Origin of the sequence: Clostridium sp. AF23-6LB (genome assembly GCF_003461085.1) — a bacterium.
GTDB classification, from domain to species: domain Bacteria; phylum Bacillota; class Clostridia; order Lachnospirales; family Lachnospiraceae; genus Coprococcus; species Coprococcus ammoniilyticus.
Genome location: NZ_QTWK01000006.1, coordinates 17636 through 37949 on the forward strand (window position 1 = coordinate 17636; position 20314 = coordinate 37949).

Here is a 20314-nt window from a genome sequence, read left to right on the forward strand (position 1 = left end):
AGATGGGTATTTCATGGACAGATGAACAGAAATCAGTCATTAATTCCAGACATGGTAATCTTCTGGTATCTGCTGCGGCAGGCTCCGGTAAGACGGCTGTCCTTGTAGAACGGATTCTTGAGATGGTCATGGGAGTTGATGCGGATGGCAATAAGGCAGAGGAGAAAATCGATATTGATGAGGTTCTGGTTGTAACATTTACCAGAGCTGCGGCAGCCCAGATGAAAGAGAAGATTGCGGATAAGCTTGAGCAGGCAGCCGAAGATCATCCGGAGGATGAGCATATCGTTAAGCAGTTATCCCTGCTGCCACGGGCAGATATTATGACGATCGACAGTTTCTGCCTTGGAATCGTAAAAGACTATTTTCAGATGATCGGGATCGATTCCTCTTTTGATATAGCAGATAATGCAGAGATGGATCTGATCAAGAATGATATATTGGATGAAGTATTAGAACAGAAATATCAGGAAGCATCCGATGAATTTATCGGACTGGTAGACAGCTTTGCGAGAAAAGAATCGGATGAGAAGATCCGGGAGCTGGTCTATCAGATCTACCGCGTTGCTTCCGGTTATCCGAAGCCGGAACGCTGGATAAATGAAGCAGAAGCGGCACTTGAAGTATCAATGAAGGAAGAACTGTATACCTTAAAATGGTATCGGGATTATATGCAGATCGTAGCAGACACGCTTGATTCAGCGATCGGTCAGGCAGAACAGTGCTTAGAGATCGCAGGCGAAGCAGATGGCCCTGCAGGTTATGATCCTATTATACATTCAGATCTGGAATTACTGCGGAATCTGAGACGGGCCGAGGATATGGATGAGGCATATAAACGGGTTTCCAAATTTTCCAATCTGAAGCGTATCGCAGCCTGTGATCCGGAGAAACAGCAGTATGTAAAGACGACTATGCAGACCTATCGTGGAAGTGTAAAGGACATGATGGCATTGTTTCGTCCGACAGATGTCATACTTGCAGAATGTGCGATGATGAAGGAACCATTGTCAGCGTTATTATCCCTGACACGTTCCTATATGGATCGGTTAAAGGAAGAGAAGCTCGACAGGAATCTGTATGAATTCCGGGACATTTCAGAATTTGCCTATGACATCCTGTGTGCAGGAACGGATGAGAATGGCTGTGTGATTCCATCGGAAGCAGGAAAGACGGTTGCCAGACGGTATCGTGAGATCCTGATCGATGAATATCAGGACAGCAACTTTTTACAGGAAGATATCTTAAATTGTGTGACAGGTCACGGAGAAGATCGGAAGAATATGTTTATGGTAGGTGATATCAAGCAGAGCATCTACCGCTTTCGTATGGCAAGACCGGATCTGTTCCTGAATAAATATAATACATATTCTGACCGGGAAGATGCAGAAGATCAGAAGATCCTGCTTTCGAATAATTTCCGAAGTGCAGGAAAGGTGATTGATACGATCAACCAGATCTTTGAACCGTTGATGTCAGAGAATCTGGGCGGGATCGATTATGATGAATCGGCAAAGCTGCATATCGGAAGACAGGACAAGAATAATATGGGGTATGGATCCGAGATCCTGATCGTAAGGAATGATTGCGCAGATCCGGAGAAATCCCAGCCGGAAGAGATACGGTCGTTAACAAATGTGGATATAGAGGCACGGATGATCGCAGATGAGATCTATGAGTTAGTGAAGGGTGATAAACCACTTTATATTCCGGATGGAGATAACGGAGAGACCAGAAGGGTTTCTTACCGGGATATTGCGGTATTGATGCGAAGTGTGAAGAAGAATGCGAAAGCCTTTGAGGAAGCATTTGCGGAGCGTGGGATTCCATTATTTGTAGAGAGCGAGAGTGGATATTTTGATGCGATCGAGATCAGTACCCTGCTTGATATGCTGGCGGTGATCGATAATTCCCATCAGGATTATGCACTTGCAGCAGTCCTTCGTTCACCGCTTGCAGGTGTAAAGGAACAGGAGCTTGCAGAGATTGTAGGTATCTATGACCGGGACTTCAAGGATCATGAGAAGAATCTGGCGCGGACGGCGAGTTTTTATCAGAAGGTCTGTTATTATGCAGAAAAGCCGGACTCAAAAGCTTCAGAGGAGCTTCGACAGTTTCTTCGTATGCTGGATAGCTGGAAGGCAGATAAAAACTATATGAGTATCAGTGAACTGCTTCATTCGATATTGGAGCAGACCGGATATTATTGGTTTGTTGGCGCGATGCAGTCGGGAAAACGAAGACAGGCAAATATCGATATGCTGATCCAGAAAGCGGATACCTATGAGGACAGCAGTTTTCGTGGATTGTTTAATTTCCTGCGTTACATGGACCGGCTGAAGACGAATGATCTGGATTTTGCAGAAGCGTCGGTGCTTGGAGATGATGACGATTCTGTTGTGATGATGACGATGCATAAGAGCAAGGGACTGGAATTTCCGGTTGTATTTGTCAGTGGACTGGCAAATCGTTTTTCGAATCTGGATGCCTTATCTCCGGTGACGGTAAATGCAGACAGCTATCTGGCAGGTTATGCGATTGACCGGAAGAACCGTGCGAAGAAGAAAACATTTGCAAGAGCGGCCATGCTCAGTGTCATGAATGCAGAGAAGCTGGCGGAGGAGATCCGTATCTTATATGTTGCCCTGTCAAGAGCAAAAGAGAAGTTATATATGACAGCGGCGGTAAAAGACCCCGGAGCGGAAAAGGCAGTCTTTGATTATCCGCTGCAGACTGATTTTCTTATTGAAGCGTCCGGACAGATGCGGATGGAGCTTCCATATATCACCAGAATGGAAGCCGGCTGTTTTATGGACTGGATCTTATCGGCGTTATCTATGCATATCGTATCAGAAGATACTGTATGCAGAAAGGATACTTATGCAACCTGGGTACTTGCAAAGACCGGCTATCAGAATCAGATACCTGCCGGGACAAATATAGATATGTCAGAAAAAAAAGCTGTACAGACAGAGGATGAACTGCAGTTATATGAAAAGTATAAGGAACTTTTAGATTATACCTACCCATATAAAACAGAGCAGGCAGTAAAAAATAAGATGTCCGTTACAGAGATCAAACGACTTGCACACCGCGGAGAGGAGAATCCGGGATCTGACCTGTATCAGCCGCCTGTGACAGAAGCAGAGATTACAATACCGGTGCTTCATTCCCGCATGAAGGAGGAGCCTGTAAAAGGAAATGAGATGGGTACTGTGATCCATAAGATCATGGAGCTTATTGATTTTACAAGAAACAGCATGGATGAGATCAGAGAGCAGATCCGGTCATTTTTTGATCATGGATATCTGGAAGAACGGTACAGAGAGCATGTTCGTGCAGATAAGATTTATAACATGGTCAACAGCCCACTCGGAATCCGTATGGCAGAAGCACAGAAGAACCATACCTTATACCGGGAGCAGCAGTTTTATATCGGCATGAAGCCGGAAGATATATCACCGGAGTATAAAGACAGCAAGGATATGGTCGTAGTTCAGGGAGTGATCGATGCCTATTTTCTGGAAGGAGATCAGGTGGTTTTAATGGACTACAAGACAGACCGGGTGGATCAGATATCGGATCTGGTCAGCCGTTATCATGTACAGCTTGATATGTATGCAAAGACGATACATCAGCTTACCGGAAGAATGGTAACAGAGAAGATCATCTATGCCTTTCATTTTGATGACAGTATCAACTTATAAACAGTAAAATGTCCGCGGACAATCATATAAAGAAGATGGCAGCCTGTTACTATGCAGAGTATTTTCAGGCTGCCTTTGGTATATTTATATTGTAAAGAGATTAGGGGCTTGGTATAATTAAAACCAAATGGAAAGAAGTATTTTGATAAATGACAGACCAGATAGAAACGATGGTGTGACAGATAAGAACCGGGAGAAGATAAAGAATGATAATAGCCAATAACTTAAAGAAAATTTACGGTAAAGATTTTGTGTCCGTAAACAATTTAAGCTTTCATATTAAGAAAGGTGAGATCGTCGGATTCGTAGGGCAGAATGGTGCGGGGAAGACAACAACGATCAAGATGCTGACCGGTATTTTAAAACCGACAGAGGGCAGCGTTCAGATCAATGGTCATGATATCCGGAAAGAGCCGCTTGAGGCAAAACAGTCGATTGGATATATTGCAGATAATCCTGATATCTTTTTACGGTTAACAGGACTGGAATATGTGAATTTCATTGCAGATATTTATGGTGTATCAGAGACTGACCGTAAGAAGCGGTTAGAGGAAATGGCTGGGCGTTTTGGTATGGAAGACAGCTTAAATAAACAAATGGTCAGCTATTCGCATGGTATGCGCCAGAAAATGATGGTAATAGGCGCATTAGTACATAAACCACCGGTCTGGATCTTAGATGAACCGATGACCGGATTGGATCCGAATGCGGCATATGAATTAAAGAAGATGATGCGGGAGCATGCGGATGAAGGTAACTGCGTATTTTTCTCAACGCATGTTCTGGAAGTTGCAGAGAAATTGTGTGATAATATCATCATGATCAAGAAAGGTCATGATATCTATCAGGGAACGCTGGATGATCTGGTTGTTGCACATAAGAATAAGTCACTGGAAGATATATTTATAGAAATGACACATGAGGAATAGAGTGCTTATGAAGAATTTTTTGTATTTGACCAGAGTGATGGCAAAGGATACAGAGATGACGATGCCGGACACCGGAGAAAAAGCGAAGGCATATAAGACACTTGGTTCACTTGCCATGTTCTGTATCATGGTTCCCTGTTGTCTGGTCGTTGGATTTATTGTATATATTATGACAGAAGCACTGATAGAAGCAGGAGGAATGACGGAAGGCGTAGAACTGATCATACAGTTGATGTCCGTATTTGGCATGATCTTTTCGGTGATGGTACTGTTTAATGTACTGTTTTTTTCATCGGATCTGGATCATCTGCTTCCGCTTCCGGTAAAGCCGGGTGAGATCGTAGCAGCCAAATTTGTAAATGCATATATTGCAGAGAGTGTTATGGAGTTTATGGTTTTATTCAGCGGCTTTGTAGGTTACTTCATAGCTGCCGGATTCAAGCCGGTATCTGTACTGACGGCATTAGTCGGAGTAGCGATGCTTCCGATCCTTCCACTTGTATATTGCGGAATTTTTGCCTTACTTTGTATGGCGTTTTTAAGCCGGATAAAACTGTTTCGGAATGTGGATGCCATGACAGGACTGGTAACCGTTATTTTCCTCGGACTCTTTTTATTATCGTTTATTCAGATGGACAGCATCAATATTAACAATTATATTGATGGTCTGATGAATCATAACAATATGTTTACAGCAATCATGGGAAAGATATTCTTTACGGTTCCTGTATTCTTAAAAGCACTTGAAACGAACAACATTGCATATTCCCTGCTGTTCATCCTGTTAAATGCGGTTATGGCAGGTCTGTTGTTTTTCCTTGGAAGCAAGCTGTATCTGCGTGGCGTATATCTGGTTTCATCTGTCGGAAAAGCAGAGAAGAAAGAAGATGTGGTTTCTGATGCAGCTTATGCGAAAAAAAGTATTCGCAAAGCATATTTTCTGAAGGAATGTAAGATACTATACCGGACACCGGCATATCGCAAATATTGTGTAATGGTAAATATTATATGGCCGGTTCTTGCGGTGGCATTGTTTGTTCTGCCTGCGACGAAGAACTTTATGACTTCATTTGAGAAGCTGCTTTCCAAAGGTTTTGTAGCATCCGATCTGATCGTATTATTGCTGGTACTGATCATTTCCTTCTTTGCAACAGCAATGAACAGTATTGCATCGACCTCGTTTACAAGAGAGGGAGATCATTTCAGCTTTATCAAATATGCACCGGTCAGCTATCGGACGCAGATTGGGATCAAGGCAGGTGTCAGTCTGGTATACAGCGGCATCACAGTTGCAGTAACGATCATTGTGTTGTGCATCTGTATGCATATCAATGTGCCTTCGGCCATTTACTTTATTGTGATCGGGTTCTTATCGGTTGTATGCTGCACCTATATCGGACTCTGGCTGGATGCAACACATCCGAAGCTGAACTGGGAAGATGAATACGGAGCGCTCAGGGGCAATCTGAATGCATTCTTTAATATGGCGATTGCTATTCTGGTATCCATGATCCTTTGTGGAGTCGGTTTTTGTTTATTTAAGTTTACAAAGATGGATTCTTTTATGATCTTTGCAATCTATCTGGTAATTCTCGGACTTGTGACATACAGGATCCGCAGAAGTGCCATTATATATATAAAAAAGAGTATAAGCAATGACTTATATGTTTAGGAGGCATAAAAATGAAAGATAAAAATGCATGGAACAGTTATGACAAGGAAGAACTTGCAAAGCTGGAAAAATTATGTAAATCCTACCGTGAATTCCTGGATACAGGAAAGACGGAGCGGGAATGTGTAAAAGAGATCGTAAAACAGGTAAAGAAAGCCGGATATGAAGATATTCAGGATGTGATCAAAGAAGGAAAGAAGCTGACAAAAGGTTCAAAGGTATATGCGGTATGGATGAATAAGACCGTAGCGCTGTTCAATATCGGTAAGAAGGATATCGAAAAGGGTATGAACATTCTTGGCGCACATATCGATTCCCCACGTATGGATATTAAACAGATTCCATTATACGAGAAAGAGGGATTTGCTTATCTGGATACGCATTATTATGGAGGAATCAAGAAGTATCAGTGGGTAACCTTACCACTTGCTATTCATGGTGTAGTTGCTAAGACAGACGGAGAAGTTGTAGAAGCAAACATTGGGGAAGACAAGAATGATCCGGTATTTTGTGTTACCGATCTGCTGATCCATCTTGCCGGTGCTCAGATGGAAAAAAAGGCAAATAAAGTTATCGAGGGAGAAGAACTGGATATTTTATTTGCGAGCAAGCCATTAAAGGGAAAAGAGAAAGAAGCCGTAAAGGAACAGGTGCTTGCACTTCTGAAGAAGAAATATGGAATAAAGGAAGAAGATTTCATTTCAGCAGAGCTTGAGATCGTTCCGGCAGGAAAGGCAAGAAACTGCGGAATTGATGAGAGTATGATCATGGCATACGGACAGGATGACAGGGTATGTGCATATACATCTATGGTTGCGATGCTGGAAGCAGAAGATGTAGAAAAGACGACCTGCTGTCTGTTGACAGATAAAGAGGAGATCGGAAGCGTGGGTGCAACCGGAATGCAGTCTCATTTCTTTGAGAATACAGTTGCTGAGATTATGAATGCGATGGGCTGTTATAATGAACTGGCCCTCAGAAGATGTCTGGCATCCTCCAGAATGTTATCCTCTGACGTATCTGCAGGTTATGATCCAACCTTTGCAAGTGCATTTGACAAGAAGAATGCGGCTATCTTTGGTGAAGGTATGGTATTTAACAAGTTTACAGGAGCAAGAGGCAAATCCGGTTCCAATGATGCAAATGCAGAGTATCTTGCAGCTATTCGTAAGGTAATGGATGATGCCGGAGTATACTATCAGACTGCAGAGCTTGGTAAAGTAGATGTTGGCGGTGGCGGTACGATCGCTTATATTTTATCATTATATGGAATGGAAGTTGTGGACTGTGGTGTGGCCGTATTAAACATGCATGCTCCATGGGAGATCACTTCCAAAGCAGATATTTATGAAACTAAAAAAGGATATGTAGCATTTTTATTAGGTGCATAAGAAAACTATGAAGCAGTTACATTCAAAAATCAGAATGATCATATTAATAGCAGTAGCCGTGATGATACTTTTTTCACCACGGCTTGCTGTGTTTGCACAGGAGAATTTTACATCAGATTACAGTCAGACCAAGTACACAGAAGATGACGGTTTTGAAAGTGGGGAAGCAAACTGCATCAGCCAGTCTGCCAGTGGATACATATGGGTCGGCACGGACAGCGGACTGTACCGTTATGATGGAAGTCAGTTTCGGAAATTTTCACTGGGAGAAGACAGCGACAGCAGTTCCTATATGATCAACAGTATTCTTGCGGCATCGAATGGGGATCTGTATGTAGGAACGGAAAACTATGGCTTATTTATTTACAAAGACGGATGCTTTAATCGTATATCGAATTCAACAGAGGATGAGATTACGACCGTCCGTGGACTGTATGAAGACGAAGAAGGAAAAATATGGCTTGCTACTTCATCCGGTATTTATTATTACGAATCCGGTGAAATGACGCTGGTTGCGGATGATGATGTTGTTGCACCGGATGTAACAGCGATCAGTGGATATCGTTCTTATGTATATGCGATCGTGAATAACGATACGATCGTAAATATCAAGGATGATCAGATCGTAAGCAAGATCAGTAAGATGGAATACACAGAAGAAGATCTGAACAGTCTTTTTGTAGATGAGAATGGGGAACGGTATATTGGTACGGTAGGTCATACAATTATACATCTTACGACGAACAAAGATTTTGAATTATTATCAACAGCGGCACTGAGTGGTATCAATAAGATCCAGCGGATTGATAATAAATTGTGGGTTCTTGCGGATGATGGTGTTGGTTATATCAACAAAAATAAAAAAATGAAGTATGTTACCGGTCTGGAATTTAATGAGTCGATGAGTGACATAATCCAGGATTTTGAAGGGAACTACTGGATGACCTCATATCGAAAAGGACTGATGCTGTTATCCAGAAGCAAATTCCAGAATGGAAGCATGAAATATGGTCTGGATGAGACAATCGTCAACTGCATTACGGAGTATTGCGGAAAGTTATATATCGGTACAGATGATGGCCTGCGGATCATAAATGCAGACGGAACTCTTGACCGTGACTCTGATCTTGTCACAATGTTAAATGGAAAAAGTATCCGTGATTTCTGTGTGGATTCAAAGAATAATCTGTGGATCTGTTCCTACCGAATTTATGGTGTTATCAAGGTGAACAGTAAGGGTAAATACAAATTCTATAATAAGAGTGGCGCGTTGTTGACCAGTAATGCTGTCAACTGTATCATTGAATTAAAGGATGGTAGTATGGCGATCGGAACCGAGAGCGGTATTTCCATATTGAAGGATGAACAGGTAACAGTCAGCTACGGCCGATTTTCCGGTATGGAAAATGCAGATATCATATCCCTGTATCAGGCGGAGGATGGAACCTTATATGCAGGGTCCAATGGTTCCGGTCTTTATACGATAGACATGGAATCTAATCTGAAAAAGATATCTATGTCAGAGGGACTGAATTCGAATGTTGTTTCTTCCATTGTTGGTGGAAGCAATGGTATCTGGATCGGAACAGATAATGGACTTTATTATCAGGAGGGCGTGATCCGTCAGATCAGTGCAGTTGATCCATCGAATTCTGTGGCAAATCTGATACTGGATCAGGCAGGAGACCTCTGGATCTTCGGTTCCCGTGGCATCCAGAAATATTACGAAGGAGATCTGTTGAGCTCGGCAGATCCGAAATGCGAGATATATACGAAAAATGATGGACTGATCTCTGATATTACGGATAATTCAACGAATTATATCAGTGAAGATGGAGTCGTCTATGTTTGTTGTGATACCGGCTTCAGTATGCTGGATCAGAATCAGGTATTTACAAATGAAGTTCCACCGAAGGTACGGATAGCTTCTGTTACGATAGATGATAAAGAGTATGCGTTCTCGGATCTGGATGGTAAGATGACCGTTCCGGGTGATACGAACCGAATCGTGATCAAGTTCTCTGTTCTGAGTTATGTAAATCGTGGGGATATTCAGGTAAAATATTATCTTGATGGATTTGACGATAAAGATCGTGTTGTTTCGGGTACGGATAATCTGGAAGCAGAGTATACAAATCTGGAGGGCGGAAATTATACATTTGTGCTTTCGGCAGAGAATTCTGATGGTGTTGCCTGTGAAGAACCGCTGTCTTTTGTTATTGTAAAACAGTTGAAATTCTGGGAGACTCCATTTTCCAGAGTTCTGATTGTGGTATTGATCATAGCAATCTGCGTGGCAGTGATATTTGTAGCCCGGTATGTGATGCATCTGCTTGGCAAAAAGACGGAGCAGGTAGAAGAACTCAGCAAGAAAAATGAACAGGCAGAGCGTTCTAACCGTGCAAAGAACGATTATGTGAACTATCTGAATCATGAGATCCGTGTACCGTTAAATTCGATCCTTGCGATCAGCGAGATGCTTTTGCGGAATGATGAGGCAAAAACGGAAGAAGAGGTAAAACAGTTATCCACGGTATATGGTTCCAGCTACGAGATCCTTGGTATAATTGATGGAATTTCCAGATTATCGAATTTACAGGATGGAACACTGGAATTGCAGGAGAAGGAATATGCGGTTTCAGATATGATCGAGGAGCTTGCGGTTCAGTTTAAGGAAATGATCAACCGGGATCTGGTTGCCTTAAAGGTAAGCATTGAGGATGATATACCAAATGGTCTGATCGGCGATCGTGATAAGGTGAAGGAGATCCTGATGAATCTGTATCAGAGGGCGGCAAAGACAACCAAAGAAGGTTCGATCAGCATTGAAGTGGATTGGAGAAAGATCGCTCCGGAAGAGTGCGACAGACCGGACAGCATTTATCTGGATATCGTGATATCAGATACCGGAACCGGAGTAAAGGAAGAACGTCTGGACAGTTTCTTTGATCTGGACGATTCTTATGACAGAACTGATATCGGTAATTTTGATATCAGTATCGGACTGGCAATCGCAAGACAGTTGATCGAGAGTATGGGTGGAACCCCGGAGGTTGACAGTACCTATGGAGCAGGAACCACGATACGCTTTTCCATTATACAGCAGGTATTTGATTACAGCTATGTTAATTATAATGTAAGCAAACGACGGGAGCAGGCATTCCGTAATTCGAATTCAAGAATCTGGCTTCCGGATGTCAGGATCCTTCTTGTGGACGATTCTGATGTCAGTATACAGATCCAGAAGGTTATATTTGATTCCTATGAGCTGATCTGTGATACTGCTTCATCCGGATTCGAAGCGATTGACAAGGTTATGGTAACTCCATATGATATGATCTTCATTGATACAGTCATGCCGGTTATGGATGGTGCAGATACCGTCCGTGAGATCCGGAGCCTGGATGGAGAAGAATACAAACGGGTTCCGATCATTGCACTTTCAGAAAACAATATAGACAGCAGCAGAGATGAGATCATAAAGCAGGGCTTCAGTGACGTACTTGTAAAACCATTGGAAATGGATGGAATCGAAGGGATTTTCCGTCTGTTCCTTCCGGAGGACAAGATCAAGGAAAAGACAAGCAATATCAGACAGTATATCAGCGAATCCAGATTTAAGGATGATGTTTATATTCTGGAGAACAGTATTGTAGTTGAAAATGCATTGAAGATGATCGGAGGCAATTTTGATACCTTTAACCGTTTTATTGCGGCATTCAAGGAAGACTATGAGCCGGATGTAGATCGTCTGGAAGAATATATTGATGATGATGTCAGACGGTATCGGAATATCATTCATGATATCAAGAGCAGCAGTGGAAATATCGGCGCATACAGCATCGAACGGAAAGCAGCAAATCTGGAGTCGGCGATCAATATAGGAAATATGCAGTATGCAAAGGAAAATACGCATGAATTTGTATCCATGCTGAAGCGTATGTTTAAGGATATCGGACTATATCTGGCGAAGATCAATCCGGTTGAACAGCAGGAAAAGACAGTCAGGGATGCAGTGGATCGTGGACAGCTCAAAGATATGCGTACATTTTTACGGGATGCCGATGTTGGAGCTGTAAAAGAAATACTGGCAGAAATCGACCGATACGAGTATAATGATGCTGATATTGAGTTCTTAAATGCACTGAAGATGACGGTGGATGCCATGGATTATGAAGGGGCAAGTGAGATTATCGATCAGTATCTGAACAGTAAGTAAAATACCATTGTGCCATGCATGGAGCCATGTATGACACAGGGATATGACACATAAAAAGAAAGAAAGAAGGATAAAAACATGAGAGTAGCGATCATTATGGGATCAACAAGTGACCTGCCAAAGGTTGAGCCTGCAATCGGCATTTTAAAGGAGTATGGAGTAGCAGTTGATGTAAGATGTCTGTCTGCACACAGAGCACATGCAGGACTTTCAGAGTTTATTGAAGAAGCAAATAATAATGGAACACAGGTTATCATTACTGCCGCAGGTATGGCAGCAGCACTTCCGGGTGTTGTAGCAAGCCAGACAGTGATCCCGGTTATCGGAGTACCAATTTCCGGTTCTGTATTAGATGGAATGGATGCACTTCTTTCTATCGTTCAGATGCCATCCGGTATCCCTGTAGCAACTGTAGCAATAAACGGAAGCAAGAATGCAGCATATCTGGCACTTCAGATCATAGGAAACAGCAATGCAGAAGTAAGAAAGAAACTTTTGGCAGAGCGTGAGTCCATGGAAGCTGCAGCCATGAAGGCGAATGCAGAGGTAATTGCAAAATATAACTAATTTTTATGTATTATAAAAATGATGATTTCCGATATGGATCTATGATCTGTATGGGAAAAACATAAGAAAAGCAGGAGAAAAAATGATGATAAATTCAGGTTCTCCTGCTTTACTTTTTACCTTGTAAATGGTATTGTAAATGGCGGATGGTATTCGAAAGAAACTATACCTGATTGTACACCACAGATAGAACAGGCGATAGCAGGTGATCATATGAGGATTGGATTTATCGGTGCAGGCAAAGTAGGCTTTACACTTGGAAAGTATCTTGAACAGAAGCTGAATAAAGAAGAGATACAAAAGAACCTTCCGGAGACAGTAACCGTATCCGGATATTACAGCAGACAGGTGGAGAGTGCAAAAGAAGCTGCAGCATTTACCAATACCGAAGCATTTGATGATTTGAAGAAGATCGTTTGCGCAAGTGACGTCCTGATGCTTACCGTTCCGGATGGAAGGATAGAAGCAGTATGGGACAGCATAAAAGCCTTTGATATCAAGGGCAAACTGATCTGTCATTGTAGTGGTGCGATGACATCTAATATTTTTTCAGGTGTAACAGAGGCAGGAGCCTTTGGTTATTCGATTCATCCTATGTATGCAATCAGTTCAACGACAAAATCCTACAGGGAAATGCAGAAATGTTTTTTTACCGTGGAAGGTGCTGAAGAGTGGGGAAATAAACTTTGCCGCTTTATTCGTCTTTTAGGAAATGACTGTGTACTTCTCTCAACAGAAAATAAAACAAAATATCATGCGGCTGCAGTATTTGCCAGCAATCTGGTGAATGGTCTGTATGGATCGGCAGTTTCATTACTGGAAGACTGCGGATTTGAAGAGAAACAGGCAGAGCAGGCACTTGTTCCGTTATTTATGGGAAATGCATCGCATATAGCAGAAGATGGCCCAGTGGCAGGTCTGACCGGACCAATCGAGAGAAATGACACAACGACAGTAAAGAAACATCTGAATGTTCTTGATGCAAATGAGAAACATATTTATATCAGCGTATCAGGAGCTGTACTTGCTTTAGCAGAGCAGAAATATCCCAACCGTGATTATTCTGAGATGAAGAAAATTCTTTCAGGACAGGAATGAGAAATGGGAATACTGCAATGCCGGGAACGATGGCAGGGAAAGCAGTAAGTTATGGCAATGCTGGATTTTGAAATGAACAAAAAATGAAATGATTTCAGAATAGGAGAATAAGACGTATGAAGAACACAACAACATCAATTATGCAGATGAAGAATTCCGGGCATAAGATTTCTATGCTGACAGCGTATGATTATACGACAGCAAGATTATTGGATGAAGCAGGAGTCAACACGATTCTTGTCGGTGATTCCCTCGGAAATGTAATCCTTGGATATGAGGATACGATCTCTGTAACCGTAGAAGACATGATCCATCATAGCGCAGCCGTTGCAAGAGGAGCCAAGAATGCACTGGTTGTAACCGATCTTCCATTTATGTCCTATCAGACCAGTGTATATGACGCAGTCGTAAATGCAGGTCGTCTGATGAAGGAAGGCAGAGCCGGAGCTGTAAAGTTAGAAGGTGGTAAAGAAGTCTGTCCACAGATTAAAGCAATCGTATCAGCAGGAATCCCTGTTGTTGCACATCTGGGACTGACTCCGCAGTCGATCAATACTTTTGGTGGCTTTAAGGTTCAGGGTAAGACAGAAGCAGCAGCTAAGAAGCTGATCGAGGATGCCAAGGCAGTAGAAGAAGCAGGTGCGTTTTTACTGGTGCTGGAGTGTGTCCCTGCAAAGCTTGCAAAGCTTGTAACAGAGAGCATCAACATTCCTACGATCGGAATCGGAGCAGGAGCAGGATGCGACGGACAGGTTCTTGTAATTTACGATATGCTTGGCATGTTCAGTGATTTCAAGCCGAAGTTTGTAAAGCATTTTGCTAATGCAGGAGACGTGATTCGTGAAGCAGTAAAGACTTATATAGCAGAGATTGACGATGGAACATTTCCGGCAGAAGAACACTGCTACAAAATTGATGATGAAGTAATCGATAAATTATACTAAGAGATAGAAGCTGCCTGAACCGGTAAAAACCGGGAGACAGGATCAGGAAAGGACTGGAAATCAGAAATGAAGATTTTAAAAACAGTAGATGAAGTAAGAAGTCAGGTTAAGGCATGGAAGAAAGAAGGCTTAAGTGTTGGACTTGTACCAACAATGGGATATCTCCATGAGGGACATCAGAGTCTGATCAGGAAATCCGTAGAACAGAATGACAGAACCGTTGTATCTGTATTTGTCAATCCGATGCAGTTTGGACCAACAGAGGATCTGGAGAGTTATCCAAGAGATCTTGATGCAGATGCAAAGTTATGCGAGACAACAGGTGCAGATGTGATTTTTCATCCGGAACCGGAAGAAATGTATAAGCCGGGATTTTGTTCTTATGTCAATATGACAGGGCTTCCGGATGCATTATGCGGACTGACTCGTCCGGTACATTTCAAAGGTGTATGTACAGTTGTAAATAAATTGTTCAATATCGTTCAGCCGGATCGTGCTTATTTTGGTCAGAAGGATGCACAGCAGCTTGCGATCATCATGCGTATGGTTACAGATCTGAACATGGATATTGAGATTGTTGGATGTCCGATCATCCGTGAGGCAGATGGTCTTGCCAAGAGTTCCAGAAATATTTATCTGAAGCCGGAAGAACGTCAGGCAGCAGTTGTACTGAGCAAGTCAGTTAAGCTTGGACAGAAAATGATCGAAGATGGTGAGCGAGATGCGAAGAAGATTGTAGCAGCAATGAAAGACCTGATCGGATCAGAGCCACTTGCAGATATTGATTATGTTGAGATGGTGGATATGGATACCATGAAGTCAATCGATATAGTAGAGGGACATGTCCTTTGTGCTATGGCAGTCAGATTTGGCAAGGCAAGATTGATCGATAACTTTATCCTTGATATGAACAAATAACAGCCGGATCAGCATTCGTTCCGGACAGAATGATTTTCAATGATACGATGCAGAATGGAGAAAATGATGTTAAAGAATAAGACCGTTGTTTTAGGTGTAACAGGAAGTATAGCAGCATATAAGATGGCAAATGTTGCCAGTATGCTTGTAAAACTGCATGCAGATGTAAATGTCATCATGACAGAAAATGCGACCAATTTTATCAATCCGATCACATTTGAGACCTTAACAGGAAATAAGTGTCTGGTGGATACCTTTGACCGTAATTTTCAGTTTAACGTAGAACACGTTGCACTTGCAAAACGGGCAGATATCTTTATGGTTGCTCCTGCATCGGCAAATATTATTGGGAAGATTGCAGGCGGCATTGCAGATGATATGTTGAGTACTACGATCATGGCAGCAAAATGTCCGAAACTGATCGCACCTGCAATGAACACGAATATGTTAGAGAATCCGATCGTTCAGGATAACATCAGGAAATTACAGTCCTACGGCTATGAGATCATAGAGTCGGCAAGCGGATACCTTGCCTGTGGAGATACAGGCAAGGGGAAGCTTCCGAATGAACAGTTGTTAGTTGATTATATATTAAAGTATATTGCAGCAGAGAAGGATATGCAGGGAATAAAAGTACTTGTTACCGCAGGTCCTACGATGGAAGCAATCGACCCAGTTCGCTTTATTTCCAACCATTCAACCGGTAAAATGGGATATGCGATCGCCAGACAGGCGATGCTTCGTGGGGCGGATGTGACACTTGTAACAGGAAAGGTAGCGATCACGCCGCCAGAATTCGTAACAGTAGTGCCGGTTACCTCTGCACAGGATATGTATGAAGCAGTAACGGCTGCCAGTGCAGATCAGGATATCATTATCAAGGCTGCCGCCGTTGCAGATTACAAACCGGCAGAAGTATCAGATAACAAGATCAAGAAATCGGATGCTGATATGAGCATTCCACTTACAAGAACAAAAGATATTCTTGCATTCCTTGGAATGCAGAGAGAAGAGGCAAGAAAGACAGATGGGGACAGCAGACTTGCCAGACAGATTATATGCGGATTTTCGATGGAGACACAGAATCTGCTGGAGAATTCCAGAAAGAAACTGGAAAAGAAGAAGATCGATATAGTCGCAGCAAATAACTTAAAGACAGCGGGAGCTGGATTTGGAACAGATACCAATGTGCTGACATTGATCACACAGGATGAAGATATTGAATTGCCACAGATGAGTAAAGAGGAGTGTGCAGACAGACTTCTTACCCAGTTAATAAAAATGAGGAAATAATATTAACCTGGAGGCTGGCGTTGAGCATAGAAAATAAGAAAAAGCTGCGGGTGTTATGCCTGGTGCTATTCATTTTATACAGTATATCCATTGTTTATTTCCTGATATTCAGCGATATGTTTGGAAGGGGACATGGATATGAAGAGATGCGGTACAATCTGACACCGTTTCTCGAGATTAAGCGTTTCGTAAAGTACAGAAGTTATATGACGAACACAAGCGTGATGTTGAATCTGGTTGGAAATGTTCTTGCTTTTGTACCATTTGGAATGTTGATCCGTTGGGTCAGAGGTAAAAAGACCGGATTTTTTACAGCGACTCTGGCGGCATTTGCGTTTTCGTTAAGTATTGAACTGGTACAGTTGATAACAAAACTTGGGGTGTTTGATGTTGATGATATTATCATGAATACCTTTGGCGGCATGCTTGGATATATCATATATTATATTCTGGCACGATTTGACAGAAAAAGGAGAAAAAAGATTGAAAAACAGTGATTTCAGGGTTTCTCCACCCGGAAGTTCAGGAGATACGATCATTTCATATATATTGGGAATTTTGGGCGGAATCTTTATAATACTTTCCGTGATCAAATCCATTATATCAAGAGGTACGGTAGAACGTATCTATGGGGTATTGATGATCAGTGCATTTTTGATGGCATTTACCGGAATTGTATTCGGCGTGATCGGGTATCATGCAGAAGAAGGTGGGGTTACATCTAAGAAAATGGCGGTTTATCTGAATATCATAGTTTTTATTATATCAGGCATCTTTTTTATGAAGGGAATATAAGAGTGTGGATGAGAGACTGAAGAAACAACTGGATTTTATACTGGAGGTTGACAAGAGCAAATTTGTAGTCAGACAGACGTATCTGACAGATGGAATCAGAAAAGAAGATGATGCAGAACATTCCTGGCATATTGCACTTATGGCAATCTTACTGGCGGAATATTCAAATGAACCGGTTGACGTATTAAGAGTGGTTTCCATGCTGCTGGTTCATGATCTGATCGAGATAGATGCAGGTGATACATATGCATATGATAAAAATGCAAATGCAACAAAAAGAGAACGGGAATTAAAGGCTGCTGACCGGATATTTAATATCCTGCCGGAAGATCAGGCGAAGAAGCTTCGTGGACTCTGGGATGAATTTGAGGAGTATCAGACGCCGGAAGCCAAATTTGCACATGTAATGGATAATCTGGCGCCGGTTATGTTAAGTGATGCCGTTGGAGGAAAAAGCTGGAAAGAGCATGGCGTTTTCGAGAACCAGGTGTATGGTAGAAACAAGCGGACACCAGAGGGATCAGAGACGTTATATCAGGTGATTGATGAGGTGTTCCGGAAGAACATTCAACTTGGAAACATAAAGGGAGACAATAAATGACATATTATAAGGATATAACAGCAGAATATGAAGATATCGAAGATCGTTACGAACTGATGGTTGAGCGGATCCGTTCGATCACAAAAGAAGAAACAGTGGACATGCGGTATCGGGATTATTTTGTAAGAACTGGAGAATTTTTACTGCAGTTAGATAAAGTGATCGAAAAGGTAAAAAGTGGGATGTCCATTTCGGAGAGCTGTACAGCGGGAGAATTACAGCAGATAAATGCAGCACTTTATCAGGATGTTATGCCTGAAAATTACGAAACGAGTTATTGCAACTATGAATACACCAGACAGATGTTTGGTGAGAAAATAGCAGAGGACGAGATTGAAGACATAGACAAGCGGGAATATTTATTTGCTGACTATCTGACATTTCTTTGTTATGAATTCCATGGACTGATCGCGGCAGCATTTGAAGGAAGAGTTGTAGACCTTACTGTATGGTTTGAATTGTTTGTGGAGGTATATGGGATCTTTGAGGATTTTCCATCTGTTAAAGCAGTAAAAGATGCCATTTATTATTTTGAACATGATTATGCGGAGTTCTTCATGGATTATCGTGTGCGTGAGAAGATGGATCCGATTCTTTCCTTTGCGACAGATATTGTCATGGAATGTGAAGACGGAGATAACAGCTATTTATATGAATATGGCGAATACATCGGAAAGAATGAATTGGAAACGGAAGCGTTTCTTCGCAGGATGTCATCAGAAAAAGTGGCGTCGATTGCCCGGACTTATACAGAAGGGTTTCGACAGGGCTTTGTAGCGGCCGGAATTGATATGTCAAAAAAGAAGCATGTAAATATCCGGTATTCGATTGGTATGGAGCGCATCGTAAAAGCTGCAATCCTCCAGTTCCGTGATATGGGGCTGGAACCGTTATGCTTCCGTTATGATACCAACCGGATCAATCGGATCAGAATGAACCGGATTGGTTATGTAGGTACTCCGGTAAATAAGCAGATGGATTACGATCATCAGATGGATCAGGCGTTATTCCTTGATCGTAAGCTGATGGAACGAAAGTTAGAGATAATGCGTGGCGCTTATGAGAAATACAGATATGAGGCGTCTGTATATGCAGGACCGGCGTGTATCGAGATCTTTGGTGAGACACCGTTTGAACCGGTAAGCAAGCCGGGACAGCTTACGCTTAGCAAGAAGCAGCAGGAGCTTGGTGTGGAATATACCAATGAACTGTCACAGATCGTGAATGAATATATACCGGGGGATGAGTACAGCTTTACGATCATCGCATATCCAATGCCGGAGATCGGAGATGATTATGAAGAAATATTTGAACAGATCATCCGGATCAACAATCTGGAAAGTGATGTATACCGTCCGGTTCACCAGATGATCATCGATGAGCTGGATCAGGCAGAATGGGTACATGTGATTGGACAGAATGGTAATCAGACTGATATGAAGGTATCGATGCATGTGTTAGAGCGCCCGGAGACAGAGACAAATTTTGAGAACTGTCTGGCGGATGTGAATATTCCTCTTGGCGAGGTTTTTACATCGCCGAAGCTTACCGGAACGCATGGAGTTTTAAATGTGAGTGAGGTCTATCTGAATGATCTGAAATATGTTGATCTCAAGCTGACCTTTGAAGATGGAAAGATCAAAACTTACACCTGTAAGAACTTTGACAGAGAAGAAGATAATGTAAAATTTGTAAAGGATAATCTTTTGGGCGGACGGGATACACTGCCGATCGGAGAGTTTGCGATCGGAACGAATACGACCGCATATGTACTTGCAAATAAATATAACATGGTATATAAATTGCCGATACTGATCGTAGAGAAGATGGGACCGCATTTTGCAGTCGGTGATACCTGCTATAGCTGGAGCGAAGAAAATATCCTTCATAATCCGGACGGCAAGGAAATCGTTGCAAAGGATAATGAGTGCTCGATCCTTCGAAAGACGGATATCAGCAAGGCGTATTTCAACTGCCATACCGATATTACGATACCATATGATGAGATCGGAGGCATTTATTCGGTTCATGCAGATGGAACCAAAGTTGCCATTATCGAAAATGGCAGATTTGTTCTTCCGGGAACAGAGATGTTAAATGAGCCGTTTAAAGAGGCAAAATAAAAAATAAACCATATAAATGAGAGTGGATTCATCATCCTGAACATGGGAGAGAAACTA

General features: G+C 42.2%; 14 protein-coding genes. All 14 read left to right on the forward strand.

What is annotated here, in order from left to right:
- Positions 1 to 2: 2 nt before the first annotated feature.
- The 14 genes from addA (at position 3) to DWY07_RS13035 (ending at position 20257) form a co-directional block, all read left to right on the forward strand.
- Positions 3 to 3707, forward strand: coding sequence for a helicase-exonuclease AddAB subunit AddA (gene addA, locus DWY07_RS12970; RefSeq protein WP_117823574.1), 3705 nt, complete (start codon positions 3 to 5; stop codon positions 3705 to 3707).
- 206 nt (positions 3708 to 3913) lie between these two features.
- Positions 3914 to 4636 (forward strand): ABC transporter ATP-binding protein, encoded by a 723-nt coding sequence (locus tag DWY07_RS12975; protein WP_117785021.1) that lies wholly within the window; start codon positions 3914 to 3916, stop codon positions 4634 to 4636.
- 7 nt (positions 4637 to 4643) lie between these two features.
- On the forward strand, positions 4644 to 6308 hold the full coding sequence (locus DWY07_RS12980; protein WP_242997378.1) for a hypothetical protein: 1665 nt from the start codon (positions 4644 to 4646) through the stop codon (positions 6306 to 6308).
- 11 nt (positions 6309 to 6319) lie between these two features.
- Positions 6320 to 7699: an aminopeptidase gene (locus DWY07_RS12985; RefSeq protein WP_117823576.1), complete on the forward strand. Its 1380-nt coding sequence runs from the start codon at positions 6320 to 6322 to the stop codon at positions 7697 to 7699.
- A 7-nt stretch (positions 7700 to 7706) separates the two neighbouring features.
- Complete coding sequence (locus tag DWY07_RS12990) at positions 7707 to 11918, forward strand: hybrid sensor histidine kinase/response regulator (RefSeq protein ID WP_179969988.1); 4212 nt, start codon at positions 7707 to 7709, stop codon at positions 11916 to 11918.
- Between the two features lie 78 nt (positions 11919 to 11996).
- On the forward strand, positions 11997 to 12485 hold the full coding sequence (gene purE / locus DWY07_RS12995; protein WP_021944038.1) for a 5-(carboxyamino)imidazole ribonucleotide mutase: 489 nt from the start codon (positions 11997 to 11999) through the stop codon (positions 12483 to 12485).
- Positions 12486 to 12698: 213 nt separating this feature from the next.
- Entirely contained in the window at positions 12699 to 13583 is an 885-nt protein-coding gene (locus DWY07_RS13000) for a Rossmann-like and DUF2520 domain-containing protein (protein ID WP_021944039.1), read from the forward strand.
- A gap of 116 nt (positions 13584 to 13699) precedes the next feature.
- A complete protein-coding gene (panB, locus tag DWY07_RS13005) occupies positions 13700 to 14527 on the forward strand; it encodes a 3-methyl-2-oxobutanoate hydroxymethyltransferase (RefSeq protein WP_021944040.1) in 828 nt (275 codons plus the stop codon).
- 66 nt (positions 14528 to 14593) lie between these two features.
- Complete coding sequence (panC, locus tag DWY07_RS13010; RefSeq protein WP_008403076.1) at positions 14594 to 15445, forward strand: pantoate--beta-alanine ligase; 852 nt, start codon at positions 14594 to 14596, stop codon at positions 15443 to 15445.
- Positions 15446 to 15511: 66 nt separating this feature from the next.
- The gene (gene coaBC, locus DWY07_RS13015; protein ID WP_021944041.1) at positions 15512 to 16738 is read left to right on the forward strand and encodes a bifunctional phosphopantothenoylcysteine decarboxylase/phosphopantothenate--cysteine ligase CoaBC; all 1227 of its coding nucleotides are present in this window, start codon (positions 15512 to 15514) and stop codon (positions 16736 to 16738) included.
- Between the two features lie 20 nt (positions 16739 to 16758).
- A complete protein-coding gene (locus tag DWY07_RS13020; RefSeq protein ID WP_021944042.1) occupies positions 16759 to 17235 on the forward strand; it encodes a VanZ family protein in 477 nt (158 codons plus the stop codon).
- Entirely contained in the window at positions 17222 to 17533 is a 312-nt protein-coding gene (locus DWY07_RS13025) for a hypothetical protein (protein ID WP_021944043.1), read from the forward strand. Before DWY07_RS13020 ends, DWY07_RS13025 begins: the two co-directional genes overlap by 14 nt.
- A 4-nt stretch (positions 17534 to 17537) precedes the next feature.
- Complete coding sequence (locus tag DWY07_RS13030; RefSeq protein WP_021944044.1) at positions 17538 to 18134, forward strand: HD domain-containing protein; 597 nt, start codon at positions 17538 to 17540, stop codon at positions 18132 to 18134.
- Positions 18131 to 20257, forward strand: a complete 2127-nt coding sequence (locus tag DWY07_RS13035; protein ID WP_117823578.1) for an aminopeptidase — start codon at positions 18131 to 18133, stop codon at positions 20255 to 20257. Before DWY07_RS13030 ends, DWY07_RS13035 begins: the two co-directional genes overlap by 4 nt.
- Positions 20258 to 20314: the final 57 nt, after the last annotated feature.